Raw genomic sequence first — 12,260 nt, forward strand, 5'->3', positions numbered from 1 at the left:
TCGGAAGGAGCGCCGGTGATCGAGATCGAGAACCTGACCAAGACCTACGGGGACCGGACGGCGGTGGACGACATCAGCCTCACCGTGCGCCCCGGCCGGGTCACCGGGTTCCTCGGGCCCAACGGCGCGGGCAAGTCGACCACGATGCGCCTCGTCGTCGGCCTCGAGACCCCCACCCGGGGCAGCGTGCTCGTCAACGGCAAGCCCTACGCCCAGCACCAAGCCCCGCTGTCCGAGGTCGGCGTGCTGCTGGACGCCAAAGCCGTCCACCCCCGGCGCACCGCCCGCGCCCACCTGGCGGCGCTGGCGGCCACCCACGGCATCCCGCGCTCGCGGGTCCAGGAGGTCGTGGACCTCACGGGCCTGGGCTCGGCCGCGGACAAGCGCGTGGGCGGGTTCTCCCTCGGCATGGGCCAGCGCCTCGGCATCGCCGCCGCGCTGCTCGGGGACCCGCGCACCGTGATCCTCGACGAGCCCGTCAACGGCCTCGACCCCGAGGGCGTCGTGTGGGTCCGCCACCTCGCGAAGTTCCTCGCCGCCGAGGGCCGCACCGTCTTCCTCTCCTCCCACCTGATGTCCGAGATGGCCCAGACCGCCGACCACCTCGTGGTGATCGGCCGGGGCCGGATCCTCGCCGACGCCCCCATCGACCGGATCCTCGCCGGCAGCAGCACCCGCACGCGGGTGCGCGCCGACGACCGGCCGGGCCTGCGCCGCGCCCTCGACGTGCTCGGGGCCGAGGTCGAGGAGATCGACGACGACGGCGTCGTGGTCACCGGGCCGGAGCCGCGGCGGATCGCCGGGGCCGCGATGGCCGCCGGGGTGCTGCTGCACGAGCTCACGCCCCTGACCGAGACCCTCGAGGACGTGTACATGGCCATGACCCAGGACGAGGTCGAGTACCGCTCGGGCACCGGGTCCGCCCCGCCCCCGGTCGGCGCGCCCGCCCCGGACGGGGAGCCCGGCGACGCCCCCGTCCGCGCCCCCTGGGAGCAGCCCGCCGCCGTGAACGGAGACCGAGCATGAGCACCAGCACCCCCACCGCCGCCCGCCCGGAGGCCGGCGGACCGGCCGAGCCCGGACGGGACGGCGGCCGCACCCCGGCCGTGCGCCTGAGCTTCCCCCGCGTGCTGCGCTCGGAGTGGATCAAGTTCCGCTCCCTGCGCTCGCACTGGATCCTGCTGGGCGTCGCCCTGGCCCTGGCCCTGGGCTTCGCCGCGCTCTCCGCGTGGAGCACCACGACCTTCGTGCAGTTCAGCGAGGACACCGCCCAGGAGCAGGTCGACGCGATGCTCGACGGCCGCGACCCCGCCGAGCTCGGCCTCACCGAGGAGGACGTCGAGGAGCAGCGCGAGCAGTTCGCGGCCGAGGCCGACCGGCAGATGGCCGAGGGCTCCGGCATGGCCCTGCCCGAGGACATGGGCTTCGGGGAGTACCTGGCGATGACCAGCGCCAACGGCGGCCTGCAGCTCGTGATGCTGCTCGTGGGCGCGCTCGCCGTGCTGTTCATCGGCTCGGAGTACGCGACCGGCGCGATCCGCACCACGATGACCGCCGTGCCCCGCCGGACCCCGGTGCTCGTGGCCAAGACCGTGGTCGTGTCCCTGGTGGCCCTCCTCTTCGGGGTGATCAGCGCCGCGTCCGCCCACCTGCTGGTGCAGCCGCTGCTGGCCGGGCCGGGGCTGGGCTACGACGTCCTGCAGAAGCCCGTGCTGCTGAACATCCTCGCCGTGGGCCTGTTCTACGTGTTCACGGCCTGGCTCGGTCTGGGCCTCGGCGCCCTGCTGCGCTCCACCACGTGGGGGATCGTGGTGCTCGTCGTGGTCCTGCTCGTGCTCGAGATCGTGCTCTTCGCCCTGTCCTTCGAGTGGCTGGAGGACGTCAAGCCGTACTCCCCGGCAGCCGCCGGCACGCAGCTGACCACGATGTACCAGTCCCCGGACCCGGTGCTCGACCACCTCGAGTCGGGTCTCGTCTACGGCGGCTGGGGCCTGCTGCTCGTGATCGCGGGGATCGTCGTCACCAAGCGCCGGCCCCTCTAGGCCCGGCACGCCCGGCGGGCGCGCCGCAGGGCGCGTCCGCCGCCCCGTCCGGGCCCGGTCCTACCATGTGAGCGGGCCCGCCGGACGGCGGGCCCGGTACGGAGCCGAGGCGGAACGGACGGGGGTGCGGTGGCGCAGGACCGGGAGGCCCAGGAGGCCCTCACCGCCACGGAGTCCCGTGCGCTGCACCGGACCCTCCGGCGCTGGCTGCTCGTGGTCGTGGTGCTCGTGACCGGACTGGCCACGCTCGTGAACTGGGCGCTCGTGGACCGCGAGCCGGAGGACCCCGTGCGGACCTGGCTGCAGGGCCTCGTCGAGGGGCGCTCCCGGCAGCTGCTCTCCGGGACGGAGGAGGTCCGCGCCGACCCCACGCTCAACGTTTTCTCCAACCGCGTCTACCGGGGCGCGGCCGGCCGGATCGACGGCTGGGAGCTGCTGGGCACGGAGGTCTCCGGCGACCGCGCGGAGGTCCGGGTGCGGGTGCACTGGGACGAACCCGGCGGGGTCCGCGCGGAGGAGCACGTCTACGGGGTGCACCGCGTCCACCGGACGGGGCCCCTCAACGACCACTGGGCGCTGGCGGACCCGGACGCCGCCGTGGTGGGCGTGCACCTGCCGGCGCCGCTGGACGCGATCTCCGTCAACGGCGACGTCGTGCGGATCGACGCCCGCGAGCGGGTTCCCGACGCCGAGGGCCCCGGGGGGACCTGGCGCTTCGAGGCCCTGCCCGGGCGCTACGCCGTGGGGCTGCCCGGGAACTCCTACTACGAGGTGGACCCGCCCCTGGAGCCGGTCGAGCTGGACTTCCGCCGGCCGCGGCGCACGGACGTGGACCTGCGCCTGTCCCCGTCGCCGAGGATGTGGGAGGAGACCGACGCGCGGATCCGCGAATGGCTCGGGGAGTGCATGGCGGCGGAGGAGCTCGCCCCGGAGGGCTGCCCCGCCTCCGTGCGCCGGGCCCCGGGCGGGGCCGTGCTCGAGCCCCGGCCCAGCGGGACCCCGACCCGGGGCAGCACCGCGGTCGAGGACGACGCCGAGATCGAGGACGTCGCGTGGCGGCTGCTCTCCCGCCCGGCGCTGGTGCTCGTCCAGGACCCCGAGGACCCGCTGCACTGGACCGCGGACCCCTACCGCCCCGCCGTCGCCGAGCTGAGCTACCGCGAGGACGGGGAACGGGTCGTGGAGCGGGTCGAGTTCCCCGTCGGGGCGAGCGTGCGCTCCACGGGCGGCAGCGCCGAGATCAGCGTGGGGCCTGAGCCGGCGCAGTGAGCTCCCCGGCCGGCGTCCCCGCGGCGGGGTGCTCCGCCCCGCCGGCGTCCGGGACCCCGGGGCGGCCCGGTGCGCGCCGGGCCCACCACCGGCCCAGGGCGGCGGCGACCCGCAGGGTCAGCGCCCAGTAGGCCACCCCGGCGGCGAGGGAGGCGACCACGGCCACCACGGGGTGGACGGCCAGCAGCGGCGGGTAGACCAGCCAGTGCACGAGGTACACGTGCAGGGAGGCCCCGGCCAGCCACGCGGTGACCCGCCGCAGCCCGGCCGGCACGGGCAGGCGCGGCACCCACACGAGCAGCAGCAACCCGGCCACCACCGTGGCCTCCCGCAGGGTCGAGCCGAAGTAGCCCGGCACGCTCAGCAGCGCGAGCACCGAGACGAGCACCCGCTCCGCCGTCCCGCGGCAGCGGGCCACCGCCCAGCCGAGGGCGAAGAGCCAGAACACCGGCGCCGGCTTCGGCAGCCCCGGGTCCACGAGGTCGTAGCGGCTCAGCAGGCCGATGCCCACCAGGGCCAGGGCGAAGCCCAGCGGGAAGCGGCGCTCCGCGCGGTCGGCCCACGGCACGGCCATCAGGGCGATCACGGCGACGAGCACGTAGACGAGCATCTCCACGAACCAGAAGTGCCACTGGGACGTGAGGTGCTGGGGTCCGACCATCCCGTTGAGCAGCGCCACGTTGGCCCACGTGTAGTCGTCGGTGAGCAGGTGGGCCACGAGGATCAGCGCCACGGAGGGCACCACGATCCGCCCGAGGCTGCGCAGCTGGCGGCGCAGCCTCGGGCGGCGCTCGCCGCCGAGCTGGAACCGGGCGAAGTTCAGGCCGGCGAGCACGAACAGCAGGTGGGCGGTCTGGAAGGTGAACAGCTCGACGTGGGTGGCGACCACGCACACGATCGCCGCGGCGCGCAGCACGATGCCGGTCTCCAGCCGGGCGACGGCGCGCCCGCGGCGGGCGCGCGGGCGCGGGGCGAGGTCCCGCACGGGGGTCACGTGCCAGTCGGGCGGCAGGTGCCCGAGCGCCCGCTCGAGCCGCACCGAGGCGGCCACGTAGGACAGCGAGTCCCCGCCGAGGGAGACGAAGGTGTCGTCCTCGCCGACGTCGGGCCGGTCGAGGACCTCGGCGAGGATGCGCCGGACGTCCCCGGGGCCCTCCGTGCCCGCGGGGGCGGAGGCCGCGGGCGGTGCGGCGGGGGCGAGCGCGAGGACGGCCGGGTAGTCGACCTTGCCGTTGCCCAGGCGGGGCAGCTCGTCGACGGCCTCGACGACCACGGCGCCGCGGGGCAGGCCGACCTCGTCGGCGAGCACCTTGGCCAGCAGCCCGGGGTCGGGCTCCCCGGCGGCGGCGACGACGAGGCGCTCGTCGTCGCCCGCGGCGGCGGCAGTGACGCCGAGGCCGGCGAGGATCCGTTCGACCTGGCCCAGGTCCACCCGCAGCCCGGCGAGCTTCACGAAGCGGCTGCGCCGGCCCACGACCTCGTAGAGGCCCTCGGGGGTGCGGCGGGCGAGGTCGCCGGTGCGCAGCTCCTCGACCTCCCGGCCCAGGGCGAGGTCCGCGGGGTCCTGGGCGTAGCCGAGCATGACGTTGGGCCCGCTGTAGACGAGCTCGGCGTGGGGCAGGTCCGGGACCGGGTCGAGGCGGAAGGACCCGCCCGGGATCGGCACCCCGATGCACCCGGGGTGGGCCTCGGCGAGGTCCGGCGGGAGGTAGGCCATGCGCGCGGTGGCCTCGGTGGCCCCGTACATCACGAACAGGTCCCAGCCGCGCCGGCGGCCCGTGGCGGCCCAGGAGCGCACCTGCTCGGGGGCGAGCCGCCCGCCGGCCTGGGTGACGCAGCGCAGGTGCGGCAGGTCCATCTCGGCGAAGCCCACGCGCTCGAGCAGCTCGAAGGTGTAGGGCACGGCCGCGAAGGAGGTCGCGCCCCGGTCCCGGAAGAGCTCCCAGAAGCAGGGGTCGACGACGGACAGGCCGGTGAGCACGAGCCCGGCGCCGCGCAGGAGGTGGCTGTTGACCACCGAGAGCCCGTAGCAGTAGTGCAGCGGCAGGGTCGTGGCCGCGCGGTCCTCGGGGCGGATCCCGAGGTACTGCGCGATCGACTCGGCGTTGGCCACGAGGTTCTCGCGGGACAGGCGCACGAGCTTGGGGGAGCCGGTCGAGCCCGAGGTGCTCAGCAGCAGGGCGAGGTCGGGATGCAGCTCGTGCCGGGTGCCCGGGCGGCGCTCCTCGAGCAGGGGGGTCCTGCCGCCGGGGCGCAGGACGACGTCGGGGTCGTAGGCGGCGGTCAGCGAGGCCAGGGCGGCGGGCTTGTCGCCGGGGGCCAGGAGCACGGGGTGCCCGCCCGACAGGGCGGCGAGGTAGCCCACGAGGGTGTCGAGCTCCCCGTCGGCGGCGAGCAGCACGAGCCGGCGCTCGGTGCCCAGCCGGGCGGCGCACTGTTCCACCCGCTCGGCGAGCTCCGCGTAGCTCAGCACGCTCCCGGCGGTGAGCACGGCGGGCCGGTCGCCGTGGCGGGCGAGGCCGGCGGCGAAGGACACGGGGGCGAGCTCGGGCTGGACGGTCACCGTGCCACCGTAGAGGAATCCATTAGCGAAGAAAAGTCTTGCGCAATTAGCGGGACGTGCGAGCGGGCTCCGCCGGCGCGTCCTCGGGGTCCCGGCCGGGCGGGGAGGTGACCGCGCGGTCGTCGACGAGCAGGGTGGGGACGGTGCCCGCGGCCACGGTCACGGCCACGGGGGTCCCCACGGGGTGGCGCACGGTGTGCGGCTGCCACGAGCGCAGGGTCCGCCCGGAGGCGAGGCGCACGTGGTGGAGGACGAACGCGCCGTGGTACTCGACGGCGTAGACGTGGGCGGAGGAGGCCGGGTCGGGGCGGATCGCGACCTCGTGGGGCCGCAGGACGACGTCGACGTCGACGTCGCTGTCGGCCCAGCCGGGAACCGTGGAGACGATCCCGATCTCGCAGGTCAGCAGCGCCCGGTCCACGTTGGCCGGCAGGAAGTCGGCGTCGCCCATGAAGGAGGCGACGAAGCGCGTGGCCGGGTGCTCGAAGACCCGCTCGGGGGTGTCGGCCTGCTCGATCAGCCCGTCGTGCATCACGACCACCCGGTGGCCCACGGACAGGGCCTCGGTCTGGTCGTGGGTCACGAGCACGGCCGTGGTCCCGGTCTCCTGCAGCGTGGCGATCGTGTCCCGGCGGACCTGCCCGCGCAGGGACTCGTCGAGGCTGGAGAACGGCTCGTCGAGCAGCACGACGGCGGGGCGCGGGGCCAGGGCCCGGGCGAGGGCCACGCGCTGCTGCTCGCCGCCGGAGAGCTCGTGCGGGTAGCGGCCGGCGAGGTGGCCCAGGCGCACGAGGCCGAGGACCTCCTCCACCCGTGCCGCCCGCTCGGCGCGTGGCATCCGGTCGAGACCGAAGGCCACGTTGCGCGCCACGGTCAGGTGCGGGAAGAGGGCGTGGTCCTGGAAGACCAGGCCCACCCGGCGGTGCTCGGGCTCCTGGAAGCGACGGCCGTCCGCGACGACCTCCCCGGCGATGCGCACGGTGCCCTCGTCGGGGCGCTCGAGACCGGCGATCAGCCGCAGGGTCGTCGACTTGCCGCACCCGGAGGGGCCGATCAGGGTCACGAGCTCCCCCTGGGCGACCGTCAGGTCGAGGGAGCGTGCCCCGGAGGAGTCCCCGTAGCGCTTGGTGACCCCCTCCAGGACGAGGGCGGGGGCCGTCCCCCCGTCGTGGCCGGCGGCCCCGGGCGCGCTCATCGCTCCTCCCCGCCGGTCGCGGGGACCGGGGCCGCGGCGGCGCGGGCCTCGTCCCCGGGTGTCCCGGCGCCGCGGGCCTGGCGGAAGAGCACGAACACCGGCACCACGGCCGCGGCGACGATCACCAGGGCGGGCAGGGCCGCCTTCTCCCAGAAGTTCTCGCGGGCCAGTTCGTAGACCCACACGGACACGGTCGTGAAGCCGAACGGGCGGAGCATGAGCACGATGGGCAGTTCCTTCACGGCGTCGATGGCCACGAGCACCAGGGCCACGGCCCCCCCGGGGCGGACCATGGGGGCGTGCACCCGGGCGAGCACCCGCCGCGGCGGGGCGCCGAGGCTCAGCGCGGACCAGGTGATCGTGGGGGAGATCTTGGCGAAGCTGGCGTCCACCGCCTGGTAGGCGGGGGCCAGGAAGCGGATGACGTAGGCGTAGAGGATCCCGAGCACGGACCCGGTCACCAGCAGGCCCGTGCCCCCGGGGACCCCGGCGGCCTCGAGCAGGGTGTCGGCGTGGGCGAAGACCAGCAGCACGCCGATGCCGACCACGGCCCCCGGCACGGCGTAGCCGAACGTGGTCAGCTGGGCGGCGAAGGAGACCACGGGCCCGCCGCGCATCCGCACGGCGTGGGCCACGGTCGTGGACAGGGCCGCGCAGGCCACCGCGGCGACCGTGGCGACCGTCAGGCTGTTGACCAGGTAGCTCACGAGGCGCGGGTCCTGCAGGGAGGCCGGGTCGGCCACCGCCTGCCCGACCGCCCAGACCAGCAGCTGCACGACGGGGACCACGAAGCCGGCGGCGAGGGCGGCCGTGCAGGCGGCCGTCGCCGCCCAGGCCCGCGCCCCGGTCAGCCGCCGCGGCTGCAGGCCGCGGCCCCGGGCGCCCTTCTGGTGGAACCGGGCGCGCCCGCGCAGCAGCCGCTCCCCGGTCAGCACCGCCACGGCGAACAGCAGCACGAGCACGGCCAGCTGGGTCGCGGACTGGAAGTCGAAGCTGCCCTTCCACACGAGGTAGACCCCGACCGAGACGGTGGTGACGTTGAAGTACTGCACGGTCGCGAAGTCCGTGAGGGTCTCCATCATCACGAGCGAGAGCCCCGCCGCGAGGGAGGGGCGGGCCAGCGGCAGCAGGACGCGGACCAGGGCCCGTCCGCGGGTGGCCCCGAGGGTGCGCGCGGCGTCGTAGGTGCCGGGGGACTGCTCCACGAGGGCGGCGCGGGCCAGCAGGTACACGTAGGGGTAGAGCGTCAGCGACATCACCAGCACGGCCCCCGGCAGCGACCGGACCTCCGGCAGCCAGAGGTCCGCGCCGAACAGCGAGCGCAGGAGCCCCTGCACGGGCCCGGCCACGTCGAAGACCGAGAGCAGGACGAAGCCGAGGATGTAGGCCGGCATGGCCAGGGGCAGGACCAGCAGCCACACGAGCACGTCCCGCAGGGGGAAGCGGTAGGCGGTCACGAGCCAGGCCAGCCCGCCGCCGACCAGCAGCGTCCCGGTCCCGACGCCGAGCATCAGCAGCACGGTCGTGAGGACCATGTCCCCGATCCCGCGGGGGAGGCTGCCGCCGCCGAGACCGCCGACGCCGTCCAGCAGGACGGCGACGACGGGGGCGGCCACGAGGACCGCCGCGAGCACGGCGACCCCCGCCCACAGGGGGCGGCCGCTGCCGGTGGACCTGCGGGAGGTCCCGGAGTGCGTGCCCGCCTCGGCGAGGACCGGGGCCTCGGTCACCGGTAGCCGGCCTCCGCCAGCAGGTCCACGGCCTCGGCGTTGAGGTCGCCGTAGGCCTCGGCGTTGAGCGGCATCCGCTTGAACTCCCCGAACTCCGCGATCACGGGCTCGGGCTCCACGGCCGGGTTGACGGGGAACTCGTGGTTGGCGTCGACGAAGGCGTTCTGCCCGTCGGTGGCCAGCCACTCGATCAGCTGCTGGGCCTGCTCGGCGTTGTCGGAGCCCTCCACGACCCCGGCCCCGGAGATGTTCACGTGGGTGCCGGCGCCGTCCTGGCTGGCCCAGAACAGGTCGACCTTCAGGTCGGGGTTCTCCTCGAGCTTGCGGGCGAGGTAGTAGTGGTTGTTGATCCCCACGTCGCAGGTGCCGGCGTCGATCGCGTCGAGCAGCTGCATGTCGTTGCTCATGATCTCGACGTCGTTGGCGACCCAGCCCTCCACGATGCGCAGGGCCTCCTCGCGGCCGTGCAGGTCGATCAGGCTCGCCACGAGGGACTGGGTGTAGGCGGAGGTCGCGTCGCGCATGCACAGCCGGCCCTTCCACTTCGGGTCGGCGAGGCCGGCGTAGGTCTCCTGCGCGTCGAACTCCGCGGGGTCGACGTTGTCCGGGTTGTAGGTGATCGTGCGGGCCCGCATGGCCAGCCCGTACCACCGGCCCTGCGGGTCGCGCAGGTCCTCGGGCACGGCCTCCTCGAGCGCCGCGGACTCCACGGCGGCCAGCTCGTCCTGGCGCGCGGCGTTCCACAGGTTGCCCGCGTCCACGGTCATGAACACGTCCGCGGGGGAGTCCTCGCCCTCGGCCCGCAGCCGCTCGAGCAGCTCGGCGTCGTCGCCGGTGATGAACTCCACGGTGGTGCCGGTCTCCTCGGTGAACTGCCCGAAGGCGCCCTCGAGGTCGTAGTGGCGGGCGGAGTAGATCTGCAGGTCGGCGGGCTCCTCGCCCACGCCCAGGACGCCGCAGCCGGTGAGCACCGTGGTCGCCGCGGCGAGCAGACCGGTCGTGGCGAGAAGGGATCGGCGGCGCATCGGGACCTCCCGGGGGCACGGCGGTCGGCGGACCACGCGGCGAACAATTGGCAAGGAAAGAGTAGCCTAATCACACGCACGACGTGCTCCCGGCGGCGGCCCGCTCTCCCGCGGTCCGGCCCCCACCGGGTGCGGATCAGGAGAAGACATGCCCGAGGAGTCACCGATCACCGTCCGCAACGCCCCCGGCCGGCGGCGCTACGAGCTCGTGGACGGCGGCGAGGTCGTCGGATCGGCCCACTACCGGGCCTTCGGCGCCCGGTCCGGGCCGCAGCGGATCGTCTTCCACACCGAGGTGGCCTCCTCCCACGAGGGCCGGGGCCTGGGCAGCCGGCTGGCCCGGCACGCGGTGGAGGACATCATCGACGCCGGGATGAAGGTCGTGCCCGTGTGCCCGTACCTGAAGAAGTGGCTGGGCCGGCACCCCGAGTACGCCGACTTCGTGGCGCCCGTGCGCCCCGAGCACCTCGAGGCCGTGCCGGAGCAGGCCCGGGCGGCCGCCCGGGACGCCCAGGAGGGCGCCGGGGAGGATTCCGGCGCAGGGCGCCCGGCGGAATAGCGCCCCGGGCGGCGCCGTTGGACCGGGTGGGCCGTCGCGGCCCGCTCGCACCCGTTCCCGAAAGGACCCGCGTGGCCCCCGAGCCCGAGTACTACCGTCCCGTCCCCCTCGACAACGACCCCTCCCGCGCCGGCTGGTCCGGGAACCGTCCCGGGGCGTCCGGCCGCCCGGCCGGGAGCCCCTTCGGCGGCGCGTCCTCCGGCGGCCCGGCCTTCGGTGGTGCGGCCTCCGGCGGCCCCGCCTTCGGTGGTGCGCCCTCCGGCGGTGCTCCCTTCGGCGGCGCTCCCTTCGGCGCCCCGCAGCGGCCGGTCGTCACGGTGGTCGGCGGGAAGTCGCTGCTGCTCGCCTACGTCCTGTGGTTCCTGCTGGGCTGGCTGGGCGTGCACAAGTTCTACCTGCGCCAGCCGGTCTGGGGGCTGATCTACCTCGGCCTCGGCGGGCTGGGCTGGAGCCTGGCCGGGGTCGGCATCGGCTTCCTGTTCCTGATCCCCTGGGCGCTGCTGATGTTCCTGGACATCTTCACGATGCCCTTCCGCACCGCCTTCGTGAACGCCTCGATCGCCCGCGGCGCCTGGGTGCGGTGACCGGCCCGCGCGGCGCCGTCGTCGCCCCCGCCCGTCCTGCCGCCGTGCCCGGGCGGGCGCCCTCCTGCCGCCGCGCGTTGGGCCGGTCCCCCGCGGTGTAGTAGTGTTGGACGGTCTGTGCCCCCGCCGCCCGAAGTGCGGCGCCGGAGCGCGGACGACGCACAGAACCTCCTGCTGCGGAAGGACCGCAGCCGCTCAGCCCGAAGGAGGTGGGTTCTTTCCATGCGTGAATACGAACTGATGGTCATCATCAACCCCGAGGTCGAGGACCGTGCCGTGGAGCCGACCCTCAAGAAGTTCCTCGAGGTCGTCACCAAGGACAACGGCACCGTCGACAACGTCGACATCTGGGGCCGCCGTCGCCTCGCCTACGAGATCCAGAAGAAGACCGAGGGCATCTACGCCGTGGTGAACTTCACCGCGACCCCGCAGACCGCCCAGGAGCTCGACCGCGTGCTCGGCCTCAACGAGGCCGTGATGCGCACCAAGATCATCCGCCCGGAGGAGCAGAAGATCTCGGCCGAGTGACGACGTCCCGGCGGATCCCGCGGCGCCCCCGGGCGCGGCGGTGAGATGCTGGGAACTCCTCGCACGTCCCGTACGACCGCGAACCCCATCCGACCCGGGAGGTCCACATGGCTGGTGACACCGTCATCACAGTGATCGGCAACCTGACCGCCGACCCCGAGCTGCGCTTCACCCCGTCGGGTGCGGCCGTGGCCAACTTCACCGTTGCGTCCACGCCCCGCACCTTCGACCGCCAGTCCAACGAGTGGAAGGACGGGGAGACCCTGTTCCTGCGCTGCTCGGTGTGGCGCGAGGCGGCCGAGAACGTGGCGGAGTCCCTGCAGAAGGGCATGCGCGTGATCGTGCAGGGTCGGCTGAAGTCGCGCTCGTACGACACCAAGGAAGGCGAGCGGCGCACCGTCACGGAGCTCGACGTCGACGAGGTCGGTCCCTCGCTGCGCTACGCCTCCGCCAAGGTCACCCGCAACGCCCGCGGAGGCGGGCAGGGCGGCGGCTTCGGCGGCGGCGGTGGCGGCCAGCAGTCCGGCGGCTTCGGTGGCGGTGGCGGCGGCTTCGGCGGCGGCCAGCAGTCCGGCGGCGGCGGGTTCGGGGGCGACTCCGGGTCCGGCTTCGGCGGGCAGCAGTCCGGCGGCGGCTTCGGCGGCGGCCGCGGTGGCGGCCGGCCCGCCCAGCAGCCCGCGCCCCAGGGCGACCCCTGGAGCCAGTCCTCCGGCGGCAACTACGACTGGGGCACCGGTCAGGACGACGAGCCGCCGTTCTAGGCCT

11 protein-coding genes are annotated in these 12,260 nt (G+C 74.8%); 7 read left to right on the forward strand and 4 right to left on the reverse strand.

Features of this window, described 5'->3' with window-relative positions; translation table 11 throughout:
- Nucleotides 1-15: 15 nt before the first annotated feature.
- From AS188_RS02945 to AS188_RS02955, 3 genes are all read left to right on the forward strand, one after another.
- On the forward strand, nucleotides 16-1,026 hold the full coding sequence (locus tag AS188_RS02945) for an ABC transporter ATP-binding protein (protein WP_058857584.1): 1,011 nt from the start codon (nucleotides 16-18) through the stop codon (nucleotides 1,024-1,026).
- Nucleotides 1,023-2,042 carry an ABC transporter permease subunit gene (locus AS188_RS02950; protein ID WP_058857585.1) on the forward strand — a complete coding sequence of 340 codons (1,020 nt, stop codon included), beginning with the start codon at nucleotides 1,023-1,025 and terminating at the stop codon, nucleotides 2,040-2,042. Before AS188_RS02945 ends, AS188_RS02950 begins: the two co-directional genes overlap by 4 nt.
- Nucleotides 2,043-2,171: 129 nt before the next feature.
- The gene (locus AS188_RS02955; RefSeq protein WP_058857586.1) at nucleotides 2,172-3,311 is read left to right on the forward strand and encodes a hypothetical protein; all 1,140 of its coding nucleotides are present in this window, start codon (nucleotides 2,172-2,174) and stop codon (nucleotides 3,309-3,311) included.
- Here the strand turns inward: AS188_RS02955 and AS188_RS02960 are convergent.
- The 4 genes from AS188_RS02960 to AS188_RS02975 are packed head-to-tail and all read right to left on the reverse strand — an operon-like array spanning nucleotide 3,283 to nucleotide 9,824.
- The gene (locus AS188_RS02960; RefSeq protein WP_058857587.1) at nucleotides 3,283-5,874 is read right to left on the reverse strand and encodes an AMP-binding protein; all 2,592 of its coding nucleotides are present in this window, start codon (nucleotides 5,872-5,874) and stop codon (nucleotides 3,283-3,285) included. The genes AS188_RS02955 and AS188_RS02960 overlap by 29 nt on opposite strands.
- 46 nt (nucleotides 5,875-5,920) lie before the next feature.
- Nucleotides 5,921-7,069: an ABC transporter ATP-binding protein gene (locus AS188_RS02965; protein WP_058857588.1), complete on the reverse strand. Its 1,149-nt coding sequence runs from the start codon at nucleotides 7,067-7,069 to the stop codon at nucleotides 5,921-5,923.
- Entirely contained in the window at nucleotides 7,066-8,799 is a 1,734-nt protein-coding gene (locus tag AS188_RS02970; RefSeq protein WP_058857589.1) for an ABC transporter permease, read from the reverse strand. The genes AS188_RS02965 and AS188_RS02970 overlap by 4 nt, the downstream gene beginning before the upstream one ends.
- The gene (locus tag AS188_RS02975; RefSeq protein WP_058857590.1) at nucleotides 8,796-9,824 is read right to left on the reverse strand and encodes an extracellular solute-binding protein; all 1,029 of its coding nucleotides are present in this window, start codon (nucleotides 9,822-9,824) and stop codon (nucleotides 8,796-8,798) included. The genes AS188_RS02970 and AS188_RS02975 overlap by 4 nt, the downstream gene beginning before the upstream one ends.
- 148 nt (nucleotides 9,825-9,972) lie before the next feature.
- On the opposite strand from AS188_RS02975, the gene AS188_RS02980 reads away from it, so the two are divergent.
- From AS188_RS02980 to AS188_RS02995, 4 genes are all read left to right on the forward strand, one after another.
- The gene (locus AS188_RS02980) at nucleotides 9,973-10,383 is read left to right on the forward strand and encodes a GNAT family N-acetyltransferase (RefSeq protein ID WP_083529206.1); all 411 of its coding nucleotides are present in this window, start codon (nucleotides 9,973-9,975) and stop codon (nucleotides 10,381-10,383) included.
- A gap of 71 nt (nucleotides 10,384-10,454) precedes the next feature.
- Nucleotides 10,455-10,967 carry a TM2 domain-containing protein gene (locus AS188_RS17310; RefSeq protein WP_058857591.1) on the forward strand — a complete coding sequence of 171 codons (513 nt, stop codon included), beginning with the start codon at nucleotides 10,455-10,457 and terminating at the stop codon, nucleotides 10,965-10,967.
- A gap of 222 nt (nucleotides 10,968-11,189) precedes the next feature.
- The gene (gene rpsF, locus AS188_RS02990; RefSeq protein ID WP_058857592.1) at nucleotides 11,190-11,495 is read left to right on the forward strand and encodes a 30S ribosomal protein S6; all 306 of its coding nucleotides are present in this window, start codon (nucleotides 11,190-11,192) and stop codon (nucleotides 11,493-11,495) included.
- A 107-nt stretch (nucleotides 11,496-11,602) separates the two neighbouring features.
- A complete protein-coding gene (locus AS188_RS02995) occupies nucleotides 11,603-12,256 on the forward strand; it encodes a single-stranded DNA-binding protein (protein ID WP_058857593.1) in 654 nt (217 codons plus the stop codon).
- The last annotated feature ends 4 nt before the right edge of the window (nucleotides 12,257-12,260 follow it).

Origin of the sequence: Kocuria flava (genome assembly GCF_001482365.1) — a bacterium.
Classification (GTDB): Bacteria; Actinomycetota; Actinomycetes; order Actinomycetales; family Micrococcaceae; genus Kocuria; species Kocuria flava.

Coding starts and splice junctions, on each gene's coding strand:
- AS188_RS02950 (WP_058857585.1), top strand. CDS start 1,023: ATGAGCACCAGCACCCCCACCGCCGCCCGCCCGGAGGCCGGCGGACCG.
- AS188_RS02965 (WP_058857588.1), bottom strand. CDS start 7,069: ATGAGCGCGCCCGGGGCCGCCGGCCACGACGGGGGGACGGCCCCCGCC.
- AS188_RS02975 (WP_058857590.1), bottom strand. CDS start 9,824: ATGCGCCGCCGATCCCTTCTCGCCACGACCGGTCTGCTCGCCGCGGCG.
- AS188_RS02980 (WP_083529206.1), top strand. CDS start 9,973: ATGCCCGAGGAGTCACCGATCACCGTCCGCAACGCCCCCGGCCGGCGG.
- rpsF (WP_058857592.1), top strand. CDS start 11,190: ATGCGTGAATACGAACTGATGGTCATCATCAACCCCGAGGTCGAGGAC.
- AS188_RS02995 (WP_058857593.1), top strand. CDS start 11,603: ATGGCTGGTGACACCGTCATCACAGTGATCGGCAACCTGACCGCCGAC.